Origin of the sequence: Streptomyces sp. SID12488 (assembly GCF_010548275.1) — a bacterium.
Lineage (GTDB): Bacteria > Actinomycetota > Actinomycetes > Streptomycetales > Streptomycetaceae > Streptomyces.
Genome location: NZ_JAAGLT010000001.1, coordinates 370,917 through 390,360 on the forward strand (window position 1 = coordinate 370,917; position 19,444 = coordinate 390,360).

The 19,444-nt window shown below is 71.7% G+C and carries 14 protein-coding genes and 1 tRNA gene; 7 read left to right on the forward strand and 8 right to left on the reverse strand.

Annotated elements, in window-relative coordinates; translation table 11 throughout:
* Positions 1-54 precede the first annotated feature (54 nt).
* From G3I56_RS01615 to G3I56_RS01635, 5 genes are all read left to right on the forward strand, one after another.
* Positions 55-1,380, forward strand: coding sequence for a hypothetical protein (locus G3I56_RS01615; protein ID WP_203688927.1), 1,326 nt, complete (start codon positions 55-57; stop codon positions 1,378-1,380).
* On the forward strand, positions 1,380-3,878 hold the full coding sequence (locus tag G3I56_RS01620; RefSeq protein WP_164406693.1) for a serine/threonine-protein kinase: 2,499 nt from the start codon (positions 1,380-1,382) through the stop codon (positions 3,876-3,878). The genes G3I56_RS01615 and G3I56_RS01620 overlap by 1 nt, the downstream gene beginning before the upstream one ends.
* Before the next feature lie 3 nt (positions 3,879-3,881).
* Positions 3,882-5,279, forward strand: coding sequence for a PP2C family serine/threonine-protein phosphatase (locus G3I56_RS01625; protein WP_164406694.1), 1,398 nt, complete (start codon positions 3,882-3,884; stop codon positions 5,277-5,279).
* A gap of 103 nt (positions 5,280-5,382) precedes the next feature.
* Positions 5,383-6,729 (forward strand): VWA domain-containing protein, encoded by a 1,347-nt coding sequence (locus G3I56_RS01630; RefSeq protein ID WP_164406695.1) that lies wholly within the window; start codon positions 5,383-5,385, stop codon positions 6,727-6,729.
* Positions 6,730-6,770: 41 nt separating this feature from the next.
* Positions 6,771-8,219: an FHA domain-containing protein gene (locus tag G3I56_RS01635; RefSeq protein WP_164406696.1), complete on the forward strand. Its 1,449-nt coding sequence runs from the start codon at positions 6,771-6,773 to the stop codon at positions 8,217-8,219.
* Positions 8,220-8,256: 37 nt separating this feature from the next.
* Here G3I56_RS01635 and G3I56_RS01640 read toward each other — a convergent pair whose 3' ends face one another.
* Complete coding sequence (locus tag G3I56_RS01640; RefSeq protein WP_164406697.1) at positions 8,257-9,252, reverse strand: methyltransferase domain-containing protein; 996 nt, start codon at positions 9,250-9,252, stop codon at positions 8,257-8,259.
* 129 nt (positions 9,253-9,381) lie between these two features.
* Between G3I56_RS01640 and G3I56_RS01645 the strand changes: the two genes are divergently transcribed.
* Positions 9,382-9,795, forward strand: a complete 414-nt coding sequence (locus tag G3I56_RS01645) for a globin (RefSeq protein ID WP_164406698.1) — start codon at positions 9,382-9,384, stop codon at positions 9,793-9,795.
* Between the two features lie 35 nt (positions 9,796-9,830).
* On the opposite strand, the gene G3I56_RS01650 is transcribed toward G3I56_RS01645, so the two are convergent.
* The 7 genes from G3I56_RS01650 to G3I56_RS01680 all read right to left on the reverse strand — a co-directional run bounded on the left by G3I56_RS01650 (position 9,831) and on the right by G3I56_RS01680 (position 19,019).
* Positions 9,831-10,523: a hypothetical protein gene (locus tag G3I56_RS01650; RefSeq protein WP_164406699.1), complete on the reverse strand. Its 693-nt coding sequence runs from the start codon at positions 10,521-10,523 to the stop codon at positions 9,831-9,833.
* Entirely contained in the window at positions 10,520-10,957 is a 438-nt protein-coding gene (locus tag G3I56_RS01655) for a thioesterase family protein (protein ID WP_164406701.1), read from the reverse strand. The genes G3I56_RS01650 and G3I56_RS01655 overlap by 4 nt, the downstream gene beginning before the upstream one ends.
* 6 nt (positions 10,958-10,963) lie before the next feature.
* Positions 10,964-12,628: an energy-dependent translational throttle protein EttA gene (gene ettA, locus G3I56_RS01660; RefSeq protein WP_164406702.1), complete on the reverse strand. Its 1,665-nt coding sequence runs from the start codon at positions 12,626-12,628 to the stop codon at positions 10,964-10,966.
* Between the two features lie 188 nt (positions 12,629-12,816).
* Complete coding sequence (locus tag G3I56_RS01665) at positions 12,817-14,256, reverse strand: Cys-Gln thioester bond-forming surface protein (RefSeq protein WP_343239833.1); 1,440 nt, start codon at positions 14,254-14,256, stop codon at positions 12,817-12,819.
* Positions 14,257-14,489: 233 nt separating this feature from the next.
* The gene (locus G3I56_RS01670) at positions 14,490-14,966 is read right to left on the reverse strand and encodes a single-stranded DNA-binding protein (RefSeq protein ID WP_164406704.1); all 477 of its coding nucleotides are present in this window, start codon (positions 14,964-14,966) and stop codon (positions 14,490-14,492) included.
* Between the two features lie 340 nt (positions 14,967-15,306).
* Positions 15,307-17,394 (reverse strand): YfjP family GTPase, encoded by a 2,088-nt coding sequence (locus tag G3I56_RS01675; RefSeq protein WP_164406705.1) that lies wholly within the window; start codon positions 17,392-17,394, stop codon positions 15,307-15,309.
* Positions 17,395-17,399: 5 nt separating this feature from the next.
* A complete protein-coding gene (locus tag G3I56_RS01680) occupies positions 17,400-19,019 on the reverse strand; it encodes a dynamin family protein (protein WP_164406707.1) in 1,620 nt (539 codons plus the stop codon).
* A 321-nt stretch (positions 19,020-19,340) separates the two neighbouring features.
* On the opposite strand from G3I56_RS01680, the gene G3I56_RS01685 reads away from it, so the two are divergent.
* Positions 19,341-19,413, forward strand: a tRNA-Arg gene (locus G3I56_RS01685).
* Positions 19,414-19,444: the final 31 nt, after the last annotated feature.

A 19,444-nucleotide genomic window follows, 5' to 3' on the forward strand; every position in this document is an offset into this window, starting at 1 on the left:
CCCGACCAGCGAGCCGAACGAACGAGCCAACCACACGAGTAGTCGAGGTGATCGATGGGCGTCACGGGAGCCACCGGGCCGGTGATGGACCGGGACGAGGTGGACCGTGCGCTGGCGCGGCTCGGCGCGGAGCACGAGGCGATCGAGACCTCGCTCCTCGCCCTCCAGGACCACGCGGGCCGCAGACTCCTCGAAGGCGCCGAGCTCACCGGCACGACCAAGGAGCGCTGGACGTCCGCCGACGCGTCGATCACGCTGCTGTGGGCGTACTTCGACGCGTACTCGGACACGTACCACTCCGCCCGTGACATCCGTTCGCGCCGCCGCTGGTCCAGCCGGGAGGACCTGGTGGAGCTGACGGAGCTGCTGCGCGGCGAGTGCGTCACGGTCGCGGGCAGCGCGACGGCGACGGCCAACGCGCCCACCCTGCACGGCACCGGGAAGCTCAGCCACCAGTACTCGCTGGCCGCCCTGGTGGAGCGGATGAACGAGCTGTACGCGACCTCGCTCGACATGGTCGTCACCTCCGACGCGGTCTGGTCGGCCCTGCCCGCGCGGATAGATCTACTGGCCGCCGAGCTGCAGCGCACCCGCCAGCTGGCGCACTCCGTGGGCGTACGCCCGGGCGAGCACCCGGCGGGCGACGACCTGGAGCGCATCACGCGCACCCTGACCGCCCTGCGCGAGCGGGTGATCTCCGACCCGCTGGCGTTCTGGCTGCCCGCGCAGGGCAGTTCGGCGCCCGGCGGCGGCCGTCCGGACACCACGGTGTACGACCGTGAGGCGCGCGCCCTGGAGGACGTACGCCGGGAGATCGACGCCGTGCTGACGGTCCGCCAGGACGCGGAGGCGCGGCTCATGAAGCTGCGGGACCTGCTGTCCCGCGCGGACCGCACCCTCGCCGAGGCGCGCAGCGCGCGCGGTGAGGTGCTGGCGAAGATCGCCGCGTCGGAGGTGCCCGCCGTCAGCGGCCCGCCCACGGCGTTGCAGGAGCAGGTGTCGATGGCCGCCGACTACCGCAGGCATGCCCAGTGGCACCGTCTCTCGCCGCTCCTGGAGTCGCTGGAGGCGAAGGCGGAGGACGAACTGATGCGCGCCCGCGAGTCGTTGACGGCTGTCACCCAGCCGCTGGCGGTCCGCGCGGAGCTGCGCGGCCGGCTCGACGCGTACCGGGCGAAGGTCGCCCGGCACGGCCTCGCGGAGGACCCGCTGCTGATCGAGCGGTACGACGCGGCGCGCCGCATGCTGTGGAGCGCGCCCTGCGACCTGCGGGTCGCGGAGCAGGCCGTGCTGCGCTACCAGCAGGCCGCCGCCGAGTACTTCGGCGGCCCGCGGGTGCCCGGCCAGGCCGGACCCAGTGACCGGAGGGGGGACTACTGATGACCGGAACCGAACAGCAGAAGTGCCAGCGGCCCGACTGCGAGGGTTCTTACGAGGACATGGGCGGCGGAGAGCTGTACTGCGACACGTGCGGCCTCGCGCCGGTCGTGTCGGCCGGCGGCATGGCCGGCTCGTCCTCGGCCTCGGCGGGTTCCCGTGCCTCCGCCCGTTCCGCCCGCACCTCCCGCACGTCCCGTTCCTCGCAGTCGCGCCGCTCGGTCTCCGGACGGCTGTCGCGGTCCATGTCGGGGAAGGCGACGGGCCGTTCGGTGTCGGTGCGCAGCTCGGGTTCGAGCGCCGGGTCCACCGGGCGCGGCCGGCTCGGCGCGGGCCTGGTCGAGGTGCCGGGGGTGCCGCGGCCCGACCCGCGCGCGATGGTGCTGGACAACCCGGAGGTGCCCGAGCGCAAGCGGTTCTGCTCGCGCTCCGACTGCGGGGCGCCGGTGGGGCGGGCGCGCGGCGAGGGCCGGCCGGGGCGTACGGAGGGGTTCTGCACCAAGTGCGGGCACCCGTACTCGTTCGCGCCGAAGCTGAGCGCCGGGGACGTCGTGCACGGCCAGTACGAGGTCGTGGGCTGCCTCGCGCACGGCGGCCTCGGCTGGGTCTACCTCGCCGTGGACCGGGCCGTGTCCGACCGGTGGGTGGTCCTCAAGGGCCTGCTGGACACCGGGGACCAGGACGCGATGGCCGCCGCGATCTCCGAGCGGCGCTTCCTCGCGGAGATCGAGCACGCCAACATCGTGCGGATCTACAACTTCGTCGAGCACCTCGACCAGCGCACGGGCTCCCTCGACGGCTACATCGTCATGGAGTACGTCGGCGGCAAGTCGCTCAAGGAGATCGCCAACGACCGCCGCACCCCGGCCGGCAAGCGGGACCCGCTGCCGGTGGAGCAGGCGTGCGCGTACGGCATCGAGGCGCTCGAAGCCCTCGGTCATCTGCACAGCCGCAACCTGCTGTACTGCGACTTCAAGGTCGACAACGCGATCCAGACCGAGGACCAGCTGAAGCTGATCGACATGGGCGCGGTCCGCAGGATGGACGACGACGAGTCGGCCATCTACGGCACGGTCGGCTACCAGGCGCCGGAGGTCGCGGAGGTCGGCCCGTCGGTGGCGTCCGACCTGTACACGGTCGCGCGCACGCTCGCCGTCATGACGTTCGACTTCCAGGGCTACACGAACGTGTTCGTGGACTCCCTGCCCGACCCCGACCACATCGAGGTCTTCCGCCAGTACGAGTCGTTCTACCGGCTCCTGGTCCGCGCCACCGACCCCGACCCGGCCCGCCGGTTCGCGTCCGCGCAGGAGATGTCCGAGCAGCTGACGGGCGTACTGCGCGAGGTCGTGTCGCTCCAGACGGGACGGGCCCGGCCCGCGCTGTCGACGCTGTTCGGGCCGGAAGTGACGGTCACGGACTCGGAGTTGTTCGGTGTACTGGACGGGGAGGTGTCGCGGCTGGGGGCGCGCGTGGCGACGCCCCGGAAGAAGTCGGCGCCGCCGGCCGCTCCCGCCGTCAGCGGCGCCACCAGGGCGCTCACCGGCGCCCCGCGGCTCGTCAAGGCCATCGACGCCGGTGCCGCCGCGCTCGCGCTGCCGGTGCCCCGTGTCGACCCGGCCGACCCCAACGCGGGCTTCCTGGCAGGCCTGTTGGCGTCGGCGGCCGGGGAGCTGATCGCCGCTCTCGCCGTGGTGCCGGCGCAGTCGACGGAGACCCGGCTGCGGGAGGTCCGGGCCCGGCTGGAGAACGGGGACGCCGCGACCGCCCTGGAGTCGCTGGTCAGACTGGAGGAGGAGCGGCCCGACGACTGGCGGGTGGTCTGGTACCGGGGTGTGGCGGCGCTGGTGACGGGCGATCACGAGGGCGCCGCGCTGTCGTTCGACGCGGTCTACGACGCCTTCCCGGGCGAGAGTCCGCCCAAGCTGGCCCTCGGGCTGTGCGCGGAGGTGCTCGGGCAGCTCGACAACGCCGCCGAGTACTACCGGCTGGTGTGGACGACCGACCCGAGCTATGTGAGCGCCGCGTTCGGGCTGGCCCGCGTCCAGTTGGCGGCGGGCGACCGCCGTAGCGCCGTAACCACGCTGGAGTCGGTTCCGGGGGCCTCGATCCACTACACGGCGGCCCGCGTGGCCGCCGTACGGGCACGGCTGCGGCAGCGGACGGCGGTCGCCGCCGACGCGCCGTTCCTGGACGATCTGATCGCGTCCGCCGTGCAGGTGGAGGCACTGGGCGGATACGGTCTGGACGCGGTCCGGCGGGAGCAGCTGTCGACGGAAGTCCTCGGCTGCGCGCTGGACTGGATACTCTCCCATGGCCAGAGTTCCGCCCCTCCTGCCGTCGGGGGGCGGGTGCTGCTCGGCAGCGACCTGGACGAGCGTGGTCTGCGCTTCGGGCTGGAACGCTCGTACCGGACGCTGGCCAGGCTCGCGCAGGGCGGCGAGGAGAGGATCGACCTGGTGGAACGCGCCAACCGTTACCGCCCCCGGACGTGGGTGTAGTTGATGTCCCAGATGCCCCAGCCACCCCAGCCGTCCCAGCCGACGGCCCTGTCCCGGTGCCCGAGCTGCGAGGAGCCGCTCGAATCGGGCGACCGGTTCTGCGGCGCGTGCGGGTACGACCTGTCGGCCGTGCCCCCGCGCCCCGGGGACTCCCCGACGCTCACCCTGAGCGGCGCCCTCGCGTCCGCGCCGCACCCGCCTTCGGAGGCCGCTTCCGTGGACTGGCCCCACGCTCCCGAGACCAGCAGCTCCGGCAAGCCGGCGCCCGTGCACCTGGCCACCGACCTCCGGGGCACCGACTCGGCCGGCACGGCGCTCCCGCCGGTTCCCGGCCGGTCGCCGGTGCCCGGACCGCCGCCCACGGGATCGCCGGTCTCCCCGGCCACGGGCGTACGGTTCGACCGGCCCGCAGGCGGCGAGCCCGACGAGTACCCGCTCCAGGCGCCCGCCCCGCGCCCCGCCGAGGCGTCGACGCCCCCGGCCGGCACCAAGGTGTGCGTGGCCTGCCGGGCGGGCCGGGTCGACAACGACGGCTACTGCGAGAACTGCGGGCACGCCCAGCCGCGTGAGCGCGACCACATGGAGGACGAGGTCGGCCCGCTCGCCGCGGTCACCGACCGGGGCCTGCGCCACCACCGCAACGAGGACGCGTACGCGATCTCCCACACCACGCTGCCCGACCGCGCGCCCGCGCTGGTCGCGATCGTCTGCGACGGCGTCTCCTCGGCGACCCGCCCCGACGAGGCCTCCCTGGCCGCGTCCCGCGCGGCCGGCGACTCACTGATGGCGGCCCTGCCCCAGGGCACCCACCCGCAGCAGGCGATGCACGACGCGATCATCGCCGCCTCGCACGCCGTGAACGCCCTGGCGGACGAGACCGGCGGGGCCCTCGAGCACACCCCGCACCAGAACTCCCCGGCCTGCACCCTGGTGGGCTCCATCGTCACCCCGACGCTGCTGGTCGTCGGCTGGGTCGGCGACAGCCGTGCCTACTGGGTCCCGCTGGACCGCTCCACAGCCCCGGCCCGGCTCACCGAGGACGACTCGTGGGCCGCGCAGATGGTCGCCGCGGGCCTGATGAACGAGGCGGAGGCGTACGCCGACGAGCGCGCCCACGCCATCACGGGCTGGCTCGGCGCGGACGCGTACGAACTGGAGCCGCACACCGCTTCCTTCAAGCCGGACCGGCCGGGTGTGGTCGTGGTGTGCACGGACGGGCTGTGGAACTACGCGGAGGCCGCGGACGAGCTGGCCGAGGTCCTCCCGCCGGACGCCGCCTCACGTCCGCTGCACGCCGCCCGGGTCCTGGTCGGCCACGCCCTGGACGGCGGGGGCCACGACAACGTAACAGTGGCCGTCGTGCCGTTCCCCGCCCCGTCGCAGGGGGCAGGATCGGCCTGAGGGCACTGACGACGGGGGTGTCCGCGGAAGGACCGGAGGGGACTGGTCCGCATACAGTCACTGCTCCACGGATGTGGGGTTTTCGAGGGGGAGCGAAGCACGCATGGCCAATTTCTCGAAGTCGAACGTGCCGCAGTTCTCGGTCGACGTCTACCAGAACGAGTACCTGCCCGACGGCGGCCGTGAGGTCAGCGCGATCGTGACGGTCACCGCGACCGGCGGCGGCACGGTCGGCACGGGCGCCTCGGCACCCCACATCTACTCACCGGGCCGGGGCCCGGACGCGGCCGTGGCGATCATGGTCGACTGCTCCGGCTCGATGGACTACCCGCCGACCAAGATGCGGGGCGCCCGGGAGGCGACGGCCGCCGCGATCGACGCCGTGCGCGACGGGGTGCACTTCACGGTGATCGACGGCACACACGTCGCCAGGGAGGTCTATCCGGGTGGTGGGCGGCTCGCGGTCGCCGACGCGACCACCCGCGAGCAGGCCAAGCAGGCGCTGCGCCGGCTGAGCGCGGGCGGCGGCACGGCCATCGGCACCTGGCTGCGCCTCGCCGACCGGCTGCTGTCCTCGTCCGAGGTCGCCATCCGGCACGGCATCCTGCTCACCGACGGCCGCAACGAGCACGAGTCGCCGGAGGACCTGAAGGCCGCCCTGGACTCCTGCGCCGGCCGCTTCACCTGCGACGCGCGGGGCGTGGGCACCGACTGGGAGGTCAAGGAGGTCACCGCCATCGCCTCCGCGCTGCTGGGCACCGCCGACATCGTCGCCGACCCGGCAGGCCTCTCCGCCGACTTCACGCAGATGATGGAGACGGCCATGGGCAAGGAGGTCGCGGACGTCGCCCTGCGGCTGTGGACCCCGGTCGGCACGGAGATCAAGTTCGTCAAGCAGGTCGCGCCCACCGTCGCGGAGCTGACCGACCGCCGCACGGAGGCGGGCCCGCGCGCCGGTGACTACCCCACCGGTTCCTGGGGGGACGAGTCCCGCGACTACCACGTGTGCGTCCAGGTGCCCTCCGCCGGCCTGGGCCAGGAGATGCTGGCCGCCCGTGTCTCCCTGGTGATCCCGCAGCCCGACGGCAGCGCCCAGAACCTCGGCGCGCAGGGCCTCGTACGGGCCGTGTGGACCGACGACATGGTGGCCTCGACGTCGATCAACCCACAGGTCGCGCACTACACAGGTCAGGCCGAACTGGCACAGGTCATCCAGCAGGGTCTGGATGCCCGCAAAGCGGGTGACATCGACGGAGCAACGGCCAAGCTGGGACGGGCCGTTCAGCTCGCCAGCGCCTCCGGAAACGCGGATACTGCGAAACTGCTTGCGAAGGTGGTGGACGTGGTCGACGCCGCGGCAGGTACTGTGCGACTGAAGGCGAAGGTCGAAGAGGCCGACGAGATGACGCTCGAGACACGGTCCACAAAGACTGTTCGTGTAAAGAAGTAGATACACAAAACGTAGCGAAGAGGAGAGGGGGAAGCGCCGACATGCCGACCTGCCCGAACGGACACCAGTCGGGTTCCGACGACTGGTGCGAGGTCTGCGGTCACCGCATGGCCGGTGCCGTGCCCCCGCCCCCGCCGCCACCCCCGGCGCCCGGTTACGGCTATCCGCCGCCGGGTTCCGCCACCGGCGCGCCCGGCAGCCGCTCGCACCTGTCCGCCGTACCGGACGCCGAGCAGGAGCTGTGCCCGCAGTGCCGCACCCCGCGTGAGGGGGGCGCTCCGTTCTGCGAGGAGTGCCGGTGGAACTTCCTGACGAACACGGCGACCTCGTACACCCCGGCCGCCCCGCGCCCCCAGGCGCCGGGACCTGGCCAGGACCAGGGCCAGGGCCAGGGTTACGGCCAGGGATACGGCGCGGGTCCCGGTGGCCCGGGTCCCGGCCAGCGGTTCCCGTCCCCGCCGCCGCCCGGCCCGTCCTACGGCGGTGGTGACGGGTACGACTACCAGAGCTCACGCCCGTCGCAGATCAACCGCCCCGCCGAACCTATTCCGCCCTTCGGCAACGACCCGTCGCGCCCGGTCCCCCCGCCGCCGGGTCCCACCCCCGGTGGCCCGGGCGGCCCCGGAGGCCCTGGTGGTCCTGGTGGCACGTCCGTCGGCGGACCGCAGGGTTACCAGTCCAGTGGTCCCGGCGGTCCCGGTGGTACGTCCCCCGGCGGGCCGCAGGGTTACCCGCCCAGCGGCCCCGGCGGATCGCAGGGATACCCGCAGCCCGGTCCCCCTGTCACGTCCGGCGGACCCCAGGGGTACCCGCCGCCTGGAGGGCCCGGTGGCGCGCCGCAGGCGTTCCAGCCGTCCGGTCCGCCCTTCCAGCCCGCGTTCCCGCAGGAGACGGGCCGGCCCGGTGGTCCGCAGACCGGCCCCGGCGGCTACGGCGGCGGTGACGACGACTGGGTGATCTCCCCGCCCTCCGGCGGCCCGGGCGGACCTCCGCCCCCGCCGCAGGGCGGCGGCTACGGCTACCCCCAGCCCGGCAGGACCCAGGCCCCGCCCGCACCCGGCGGCGGCTACGGCCAGCAGCAGCCGCTGACCTGGTCCGCGACGATCGGCCCGGACCGCCAGTACTTCATGGCGATGATGCAGCGCTCCGGCCCCGAGGCCGCGGGCCTGAACCTGCCCGCGTACTCGCCGGAGCAGCAGCGCCCGCTCACCGGCAACCAGATCACGATCGGCCGCCGCCGGCACTCCACGGGCGAGTCCCCGGACATCGACCTCGCGGTGCCGCCGGAGGACCCGGGCGTCTCGCACCAGCACGCGGTGCTGGTCCAGCAGCCCGACGGCAGCTGGGCGGTCGTCGACCAGAACTCGACGAACGGTACGACGGTCAACAACTCCGAGGAGCCCATCCAGCCCTTCGTCCCCGTACCGCTGCAGGACGGCGACCGGGTGCACGTGGGAGCGTGGACGACGATCACGATCCGTCGGGGATAGACCGGGGACAGGTCGGGGTCAGGTCGGGACAGACCTGTCAGACGGGGAGGGGCCAGGCGTACGGACCGGTGGGTTCGTCGAGCCAGGCCCACTCCTGGTCGCCGCTGACGGTGATCCCGTACCGCTCCCGTACCGGCCGGTCCTCGCGCTCCCACAGCGCGTACGCCTCCTGCGGGTCCAGGCTGCCCCGGGTGAGCGTCAGCAGGAACCGGAACAGCTCGTGGTCGCGTGCCCGGGCCGGGAGTGCGCCCAGGTGCGGGACGGCGGGCTCCGGCCGACTGTCCCCGCGCAGCGGCACGAAATAGGCGGACGTGTGCAGGAAGCGTCCCTCGGCGTGCTCGGCGTCGAGGACCGTGAGGGCGGCCAGGCCTGTGGCGAACGGCGTCAGGATGCGGGCGCCGGGGCGGCACTGGGCGAGCCACGCGCGCGGGACCGAGCTGAGCGTGCAGGTCGCGATGATCCGGTCGAAGGGGCCGCGCTCGGGCACGCCGCGGGCGCCGTCGCCGGTGACGACGACAGGGCGGTGTCCGGCGGCGGCCAGATGCCGACGGGCCGACTCGGTGATCTCCGGGTCCAGATCCACCGTCGTGACGAGCGCGTCGCCGAGGCGGTGGGCGAGCAGCGCCGCGTTGTACCCCGTACCGGCGCCGATCTCCAGGACGTTGTGCCCGTCCTCGACCTCCAGTTCGGTGAGCATCATGGCCATGAGCGAGGGCTGGCTGCTGGAGGAGACCAGCTCGCCGTCGCGCATCCGGGTCGCGAGCGGCGCGTCCGTGTAGGCACCGCGCACCCAGCGCTCACGCGTACGCGGGTCGGGGCTCCCGCCCCACAGCCGCTGCCGGCCCGACACGGCACCGGCGTAGTAGTACGGCACGAACAGATGCCGCGGCACCGCCTCGAACGCCTCCCGCCAGACCGGGTCGCCGTCCCAGGCCCCACTGGCCTCGATCACCCGCAGGAGCTCCGCCCGGGCCGAGGCGGCGAGGTCGTCAAGGTCGTCGTCCCTGCCCTCGTGGACAGCGTGCGTGCTCATACGTCCACTGTCCTGCGCCCCGGGCCGGGACGCGAGCGCCGATACCGGCCGAAACGGAACCGGATGCCCGGTGCGCGCACGGACGGGGTGGTCCTAGGCCTTGAGTACTCGGCCGGTCCGTCTGAGACCATGGGTGACGTGAAAGAGATTCCGCGCGGCACGCTTCAGGAGCAGACCTTCTACGAGCAGGTCGGCGGCGAGGAGACCTTCCGGCGCCTCGTACACCGGTTCTACGAGGGTGTCGCCGAGGACCCGCTGCTGCGGCCCATGTATCCGGAGGAGGACCTGGGTCCGGCCGAGGAGCGCTTCACGCTGTTCCTGATCCAGTACTGGGGCGGTCCCACGACGTACAGCGAGAACCGCGGCCACCCCCGGCTGCGGATGCGCCACGCACCCTTCGCCGTCGACCGGGCCGCGCACGACGCGTGGCTGAAGCACATGCACGTCGCCGTCGAGGAGCTCGGCCTCTCCGAGGAGCACGAGCGGACGTTGTGGAACTACCTGACGTACGCGGCGGCCTCGATGGTCAACACGGACGGCTGACCAACCGCGGGAAGCCTCGCTGTACGTCGCCGGTGTCAGCGGACGCTGACGTCCAGCGCCCCGAGTCCCGCTCTGCGTACGGCGATCGAGCCGAACTCGGTACGCAGCCGCAGCCAGGGCCCCGACGAGACCAGCGCGAGCGGCGCCTCACCGGACGCCCTGGCGCCCTGTGCGGGCCGCAGGAAGCCCAGGGACTGCGCCGCGTGCACAGCCCGTACCGGCAGGCGGGTGTCCCCCACCGTCCGGGTCCAGATCTCCCGCCCGATCCGGTCGAGTTCGGCGCGGGTACGCAGTTCGGGTGCCAACTCCTGCGTACGGGAACGGAATTCGGCGACGGCTGCGGCGACCATGGCGCGCAGCGCGTCCGGTGCGGGCAGGCCGGCCTCCGGTCGCCAGCCGCCGCGCGGGGGCAGCACCCCGGCCCAGGACGGCCCGGTCACGGCCCCGGGGACAGTGAGGGTGACGGCCGACTCGTCCACCGTCTCCAGGAGTTCACCGGCCGACACGGTGACGTCGAGGGCGGCGTCCAGCCCGTCTTTGTACGGCTTGGCGAGCCGGGCCGCGCGGATCGCGAGGACCTCGAAGGACGGGGGCCGCCCGAACACGGCGAGTGCGGTGCCGGTCCCCTGGAGGCGTACAGCTGCCCCGCGGTCGTAGTGGAGCAGCCTGGCGAGGAAGGCGGCGAGGTCGGCCGCCTCCCCCTCGTCGGCGAGGTGCAGGACCGTCATGCGGCGACGGCCCCGCCCTCTTCGGCGTTCTCGTCCTCGGCGTCGTCCGCGTCCATGTACTCCTCCAGGAACTCCCGTTCCTCGGAGGTGATGCGGCGCGGGCGCTGTGTCGCGAAGTCGAACGGCACGACGACCGTCGAGGCCTGGACGTACACCTGGTCCGGGTCCTTGACCTCGTAGGTGAGCGTGAAGGACGCCGCTCTTATCCGCGTGACCCACAACTCGATGTCCACGGGCGTGTGCCGGTGGACCAACTGCCTTTTGTAGTCGATCTCATGGCGTGCCACCACGGACCCCTGCTGAAAATCCTTGTCCGGGCGGAACAGGAAGTCGATACGGGCTTCCTCCAGGTACCGGAGGAAGACCACGTTGTTGACGTGGCCGTACGCGTCCATGTCCGCCCAGCGCAGCGGGCAGCGGTAGATATGCCGCAAGATCGATCAGCCCCGGGTCAGCTTCTTGTAGGTGGCGCGGTGCGGACGAGTGGCATCCGCCCCCAGCCGCTCGACCTTGTTCTTCTCGTACGACTCGAAGTTGCCCTCGAACCAGTACCACTTCGACTCGCCCTCGTACGCGAGGATGTGCGTCGCGACCCGGTCCAGGAACCAGCGGTCGTGGGAGATGACCACTGCCGCACCGGGGAACTCGAGCAGCGCGTTCTCGAGCGAGGACAGGGTCTCCACGTCGAGGTCGTTGGTGGGCTCGTCGAGGAGCAGCAGGTTGCCGCCCTCCTTGAGGGTCAGCGCCAGGTTCAGGCGGTTGCGCTCACCACCGGAGAGGACGCCTGCCGGCTTCTGCTGGTCCGGCCCCTTGAAGCCGAAGGCGGACACATAGGCACGCGACGGCATCTCGACCTGACCGACGTTGATGTAGTCGAGCTCGTCGGAGACGACGGCCCACAGCGACTTCTTGGGGTCGATGTTGGCGCGGCTCTGGTCGACGTAACTGATCTTGACCGTGTCGCCGACCTTGATCGCACCGGAGTCGGGGGTCTCAAGGCCCTGGATCATCTTGAACAGCGTGGTCTTGCCCGCGCCGTTCGGGCCGATGACGCCCACGATGCCGTTGCGCGGCAGGGTGAAGGACAGGTCGTCGATGAGGACCTTGTCACCGAAGGCCTTGGAGAGGTTGTTGACCTCGACAACGATGGAGCCCAGACGCGGGCCCGGCGGGATCTGGATCTCCTCGAAGTCCAGCTTCCGCATCTTGTCGGCCTCGGCTGCCATCTCCTCGTAACGGGCGAGGCGCGCCTTGGACTTGGTCTGCCGGCCCTTGGCGTTGGACCGGACCCACTCCAGCTCTTCCTTGAGGCGCTTCTGCCGCTTCTCGTCCTTGCGGCCCTCGACCTTGAGGCGGGTGGACTTCTTCTCGAGGTACGTGGAGTAGTTGCCCTCGTAGGGAATCGCGCGGCCTCGGTCCAGCTCGAGGATCCACTCGGCGACGTTGTTCAGGAAGTACCTGTCGTGAGTGACGGCGACGACGGCGCCCGCGTACTTCGAGAGGTGCTGCTCCAGCCAGTTCACCGACTCGGCGTCGAGGTGGTTGGTGGGCTCGTCGAGGAGGAGCAGGTCCGGAGCCTCGATCAGCAGCTTGCAGAGTGCGACGCGGCGCTTCTCACCACCGGAGAGGTTGACGACCGGCCAGTCGCCGGGCGGGCAGCCCAGCGCGTCCATGGCCTGCTCCAACTGCGCGTCGAGATCCCAGGCGTTGGCGTGGTCCAGGTCTTCCTGGAGCTTGCCCATCTCGTCAAGGAGCGCGTCGGAGTAGTCGGTCGCCATCAGCTCGGCGACCTCGTTGAAGCGGTTGAGCTTGCCCATGATCTCGGCTGCTCCGTCCTGGACGTTCTCCAGGACCGTCTTGGACTCGTCGAGCTTCGGCTCCTGCATGAGGATGCCGACGCTGTAGCCGGGCGACAGGAAGGCGTCGCCGTTGGACGGCTGCTCGAGGCCCGCCATGATCTTGAGAACGGTGGACTTACCGGCACCGTTCGGGCCGACCACACCGATCTTCGCGCCGGGCAGGAAGCTCAGCGTCACGTCGTCAAGGATGACCTTGTCGCCGTGCGCCTTGCGCGTCTTGCGCATGGTGTAAATGTACTCAGCCAAGAGAAACCGTCCGGCAGCTTGAAATCAGGCAGTGGTGGGATGTAACCCATCTTGCCGTACTGCCACCCCTACGGGGAAACGAGTACGTCAGCGGCCCCGGGCGCCTGCAGACGGACGGGGCTGTGCCGTCAGCGGGTCACCATGCGGTCACACGCTGTTGAGTTGTCAAGGTGCGATGTCGCTCGCGTTCACGCTCGGGGGCCTGCCCCGTGCTGCTCCTTCTTGCCGACGAGGAGCACCACGCCGCCGCCGATCACCAGCAGGCCGATCGCTATGCCCCCGATCATCGGCGTCGCGCTGGAACTGCCGGTCTCGGCCAGGTTGACGCCTGCGGCGGGGGTGCCGCCCGCCAGGGCCGGGCTGGGCTCGCTGAGGGTCTGGACCTCGTCGCCGCCCGCGCTGCCCTGGGTCTCGCAGTCGAGGACACCCGCGAACCGCTGCTTGAAGCCGTTCGGCCCCATGATCGTGAAGTCGTACGGCTGGTCCTCCTGCAAGGGGATCGTCACCGTCCGCGACTCCCCCGCCGCGATGGTGTGCTCGAAGCCCATCAGCTGGAAGGTGAACGCCTCGTCGCCTTTGTTGGCGGCCGTGATGTCCACGCCGTTCTTGGCGCAGTTCTTCCGCGCCGACAGTGCGGGCACGGGACCCGTGGCCGCCCAGTTCGCGGTCGCTGTCGCGGAGACCGTGGACTCGCTGGAGCCGGCGAGGATCTGGGTCTGGCTCCGGCTGTCGGAGGTGAAGGCGCGGCCGACCGGCACGCTGGTCGAGGCCTGGACGCTCAGCGCCGCCGAACCGTCCAGCGCGTCCTCGGGCACTTCGAAGAACACTTGGCCGCCGTCGACCGCGGACGTGACGGCCTCGCCGTCCTGGTCGACGACCCGCACCCCGCTCGTCGCGGCGTCGGCGGGCGGTATCACCGTGACGCTGTCCGCGTCGGTGTGCACCGTGACCGGTCCGATCAGCTCACCGGGGTGGCCGGAGACCGCAGGCGGGTCGAGGGTCAGTGAAGCGTCGGGCTCCGCGAGGTTCTGCGCGCTCTTCTCCAGATAGTCCGCGAGCTTCTCGGCCTTCGGGTCCACGGCGTCCACGTCCGCGCCGTCCGAGTAGCGCCAGATGGCGACCTGGGTGCCCGCCGCCGCGTCCTGCTCGGTGAGGCCGACCGCCCCCGCCCGGGCGGCAAGCGCCGCGAGATCGTTCACCTGCGGATAGGAGTTCTCCAAAATCCAGCGAATCCGGCCCGCGTCCTTGTTGCCGCCCAGAGAGGTGCCGCTCCAGGAGGTCTCCTGGTACTTGGCATCCTTCTGTGTCGGGTTGTGCAGGTCGACGCAGTAGGTCTGCAGGGTGCCGCCGTTGTCGACGGACATCTCGAACAGGCCCGCGGACACCTGCTCGTCCCCGTCCTCCCCGCCCTCCCCGTCGTCTCCGTGGACGACGGCCGCGCCATACGTCTTGAGCCCGCCTATGGTGGCGGTCGCCCCGCCCTGCTGCTGCGGAGTGGCGTCCGCGACGGCGCTACCGGCGGTTACCAGCGCGCCGGTGACGACGAGACCAGCCACCATCGTCGCGGCGGCGAGCCGGGCCGCCGCCGCTCGCCCGCGCCCGGACAGCGCGGAGAACGAAGAAAACACAGAATTCCCCTTCGAGCAGGACTCGTTGACGTGGGGGGTGCGGTCCCGCCAGCAGCATCAGAAGCCCCGTGAGCTATCCGGGCATCCTAGGGATGTGGCGCACCGCACTTCCCAGTCCTGTCATCGGATAACCGATCCGACTCGGAATCGTTATCGCCAAGATCATCCATTTGCCGGTCAGTCCACCGATAAGCCTCAGTCCGGCCGGCGCCCGCGCCCACCGCGGCCCGATGTCACGTCACCGCCACGGGTTCCCGGCGTTGTTGCGCCCCGGCCCCGCCCTCGTCGTCGTCGACCGGTGTCTCCCAACTGGGTTCGGGACGGGGCGGTGACGCGGCCTCGCCCTTCGGCGGGCCGGCGGAGCGCCGGAAGGCCGACGTTCCCCGCGCGAGATCGTGGCCGATCGCCACGGCGTCGATCTCCGCCGACGTCCGGCTCTGCCCGTCCCGCATCTCGGTGCGCACCTTCAACCGGCCCTGCACGATGACCGGTTCGCCCAGCGACAGTGACGCCCCGACATTCGTCGCGAGAGCTCGATTCGCCCACACCGTGAAGAAGTTGGTGTGTCCGTCCGTCCACGCGTTCTTCTCGCGGTCCCAGTAGCGCGAGGTCACCGCGAGCCGGAACCTCGCCGACGCCCCCGACGCCAGGTCGCGGTACACCGGCTGCGTCGCCACATTGCCCACCGCGCACACCATCGTCTCGTTCACACGAACCACCCCTCCCGGTCCCGGCGCACTCGCGCCGGGCGGATACCCGTACGGGCCCGTCCCGTACGGCTGCCTCCGACACGGCGACCGTGAGAACTTCCCGACCACGAGAACTTCTCCGGTCACCGCTTCGCGGCGATCACGTCCGTCGTGATCGCCGCGAAGCCAGAATGCATCCGTCGGTCCGAGCCCGCTGAGCCCTGTGGACTACCGGCCGGTTGTGGAAAACTCCGTCACCCGTCTGAGGGACCCACGTCTCCCTCTCACGTCACCCTCCCGTCGCTCTTCCGGGATTCAGCCCCTGTGACCTGCCGGTTTCCTCGCGCTCACCTCTCACCTCTCACCCCACAACCGCACGGGCCCCCGTGACCCGCACGTACTGCTCCCGTACCTCGCGATACCGCAGCAGTTCCGCCGCCACCGGATCCAGCACCCGGGCCCGGCCGCAGCCGGCCGCCGCTTCCCGCAGCCGCCGTTCCGCCTCCAGTCCGTACCGGCGGGCAGGTCCGCGAGCCGCCAGTCTGCAGCTCCACTCCACTCCCGGACCGCCGACGATGCCCACCGACATCAGCAGCACCGGCACGCCCAGGTTCGGCGCCATGACCCCGACGATCTGGGCCACCAGCCACAGCCCGCCGACGATCTGAAGAATCGTCATGGATGCCTGCGCCAGCACCGCGACCGGCCACCAGCCCGGCCGGGGCGGCCGTCCCGAGGGCGTCCCGGCGCATGTCGCCAGCTCGTCCAGCGCCTCGGGCAGGCCCTGGGCCCCCCGTACGGCCGCCTCACGCACCGCCAGCGCCCATGGCGCGGGCAGTCCGGCCGACGCCCGCTCAGCGACCGTACGCACCGCCTGTTCGACACGCTGGCGGGCCGTGGCCTCCTCGTCCGGCTGCTCGCTGACGGCGAAGCGGCCGGTGGAGGTCTCGCGCCGGTCCTGGCACCACCGCCACAACCGCAGCCACGGGGTGCCGCACGCGCGGTTGGCGTTGCGCAGCCAGACGCGCTCGGCGGCCTGGCCCGCGGCGGTGGCGCCCACCGCGTCGGCGAGCCGGTCGGAGAACTCGTCCCGGGCCCGTTCGCTCAGCCCGGTGCGCTGTCCGGTGGCGTAGACGGGCCGCAACTGCCACGCGGCGGCGTCGAGGTCGGCCGAGATCCGGCGGGCCGCGGCCCCGCGCTCGCCCACGAACTGCCCGAGCGCCTCGCGCAGTTCACCGACGCCGTCCCCGGTGAGCGCGGACAGCGCCAGTACGGTGGCGCCCGGTTCGCCGTACTCCCCCAGGGCGATGCCGTCCTCGTCGAGCAGGCGCCGCAGGTCGTCGAGGACCTGGTCGGCGGCCTCCCCGGGGAGGCGGTCCACCTGGTTGAGGACGACGAACATGACCTCCGCGTGTCCGGCCATGGGCCGCAGATAGCGCTCGTGGAGGACGGCGTCCGCGTACTTCTCCGGATCGACGACCCAGATGACCGCGTCGACCAGTGCCAGTACGCGGTCCACCTGTTCGCGGTGCTGGACGGCCGCCGAGTCGTGGTCGGGCAGGTCGACCAGGACCAGGCCGCGCAGTTGAGCCTCTGCCTCCGCGCTCTGCAGCGGGCGCCGGCGCAGCCGGCCGGGGATGCCCAGCCGGTCGATGAGGGTCGCCGCGCCATCGCTCCAGCTGCACGCGATGGGCATGGCGGTGGTCGGCCGACGTACCCCGGTCTCCGAAATGGCCACTCCGGCGAGTGCGTTGAACAGCTGGGACTTGCCGCTGCCGGTGGCGCCCGCGATGGCGACGACGGTGTGCTGCCCAGAGAGCCTGCGCCGGGCCGCCGCCTCGTCGAGGACCCGGCCGGCCTCGGCGAGCGTTCTGCTGTCCAGCCGGGTGCGGGACAGCCCAACGAGCTCGCGGAGCGCGTCGAGCCGCGAGCGCAGCGGCCCGTCGTAGGCGAGCGGCATCACCGGCTGGGGAACGCTGCTGGAGACCCGGGGCTCGACCACCGTCTCGCGGACAGGAGAATCCGTCTCGGACACGCGTCGGGCGATCAGTCCGTCGTCCCAGGCTCCGGAGGACTCGGATTCCGGGCGGGGGTCTGTACGGGCGTCCTTGGAGGAGCCGTTGTCAGCGGCAGAGGCAGAGGCAGAGGCGCCGGAGTCGGAATCGCCCGCCACGCGCGCGTGGCCGTCGCCTTCGGCGGAAGCGGAAAGGGAAGCGGAAGGGGCGTTGCCGGGGACGTGGCCGTCGGGCGCCCCACCATCGCCGCCCCCGTCCTTCTCGCCCTCCTTCTCCCTCTCCTTCTCGTTCTCGGGTGTCCCTCCCTCGTTCTTCCCCTTTTGCTCCTTCTCCTCCGCCTTCTCCTCGGATTTGTTGCCGTCGGAAAGGTCCTCCCGTGGAGGCACGTTCTCTGCCGGGGCGTCGTGGTGGTCGTGGTCAGTGACGGCGGTCACGGCGGTCACCTCTCCTTCTGCAGTACGGACAGCGCGGCGATGAGTTCGGCCTGAGGCTCCGGATGGACGTCAAGGGCGTCGAGCGGGGCGAGGCGGCGCTCGCGTTCGGTGTGCATGACCCGGTCCAGGTGGTCGGCGAGCAGCCGTCCGCCGCGGTCGCGCAGTCGCAGGGCGCCGTGGGCGCCGATGCGTTCGGCGAGCCCCTCGCCCGCGGACCGGGCCCGCCGGCCACCCAGCAGCGCGGTGGCGACCAGCGCGGCGACCGCCTCGACATCCGTGGCGGCATTCCGGTCGAGGTCGCGCAGTTCCTCCTCGGCGTACTCCTCCAGCTCGCGCCGCCACCGCCGTACGGCCATCCCGATGCGGTGTTCGACGCTCTCCTGGGACGGGTCGCGGCCCGTCAGTCCCGGGGCGTCCGCGGCGGGTTCGCGGCGCCAGGCGTCGTCGACGCGCTCGTCGGCGGCGGTGACGGAGCACAACAGGAGGGCACAGAGGCTCTCCACGAGGGCGTCGAGGAGTTCGCCCGCGGAGCAGTCGAGCGGGAAGGCGCGCCACCGCTTCAGCGCGTCCCCGGCGAGGACGGCGCCGGCCTGCAACCGCCCCCGTACGCGCGCGTGCTCGCTGTCGTAGGCCCCGTCGACGGCCGCAGTGAGCCGTAGGGCGGCCGAGTACTGCGCGGCGGCGGCACCGGCCAGCTCGGGCATGCGGGACTTGAGGGAATCGAGGACGCCGTAGGCCGTACGGGCCATCGCCTGCTGGCGGCTGGCCGGGTCCTGCGCCTGCTGGGCGAGCCAGGCGCGCAGCGGGGCCACCGCGGTGGCCGGAAGAAGTCCACCGCCCCAGGCGGACTCGGGCAGTTCGGGCACGGTGAAGCGCGGTACGTCGCCGAGGCCGGCCTTGGTGAGGAGCGCGCCGTACTGCCGGGACACCTCGGACACCACCTGGTGGGGCACCCGGTCGAGAACGGTGACAAGGGAGGCCTGGTAGTCCTTGGCGGTGCGCAGGAGATGCCAGGGGACGGCGTCGGCGTACCGTGCCGCCGTGGTCACCATGATCCAGATGTCGGCGGCGCAGATCAGTTCGGCGGCGAGGACGCGGTTGTCGGCGACGAGGGAGTCGACGTCGGGGGCGTCGAGGAGGGCGAGTCCGCGCGGGAGGCTCTCGGCGGTCTCCACGCGCAGGACCCGTGCCCCGTCCTCGCCAGGGAGCAGCAGATCGTCACCGGGGTCCTGTCCCGGCTCCTGTGGGGGCACCCACACGCGCGTGAGGTCGGGCAGTACACGCATCCCGCTGAACCAGTGGTGGTCCTCGGGATGGCAGACCAGTACCGGTGTCCGGGTCGTGGGCCGCAGTACGCCTGCCTCGCTGACCCGGCGCCCCACAAGGGAGTTGACCAGGGTCGACTTGCCGGCCCCGGTGGACCCGCCCACAACGGCGAGCAAGGGCGCTTCAGGTTCCCTCAGGCGGGGCACCAAGTAGTCGTCGAGTTGCGCGAGCAGTTCGTCGCGGTTGGCACGCGCGCGTGGAGCCCCGGGCAGGGGCAGCGGGAAGCGTGCGGCGGCGACACGCTCGCGCAGGGCGGAAAGTGCGTCGATCAGCTGAGGCCGTACGTCCAAGGTCACCACATGTGAAGAATGCCCAATTTTAGGGGAATTCTGAAGCATATGAGCATGTCTGCGCGCCGACGGAACACAAGGGACGGAAGGGACGACTAGGACGTAGGCACAGTCCAGGCATAACGAGTGGACAACACCCGATGCGCGAGACGGCAAAAGCGGTGCACGATTCGTACCTGCCTGCGATTATCAGGACCGCTTCACCGAACCTCCACATTGAGCCACGGAGGGGAAGCAACCAGGACAAGGACCCGGGAGCCCTATCCTTGTCCCCGGCAACGTCAAGGACCGGCCCACCCGGGCCCACCCTGACCGAGGCCACCACACCCGGCCCCCGTAGCTCAGTGGATAGAGCAGGCGCCTTCTAAGCGCTTGGCCGCAGGTTCGAGTCCTGCCGGGGGCGCAAACATCCTCTCATCAGCGGAAACGCGTGG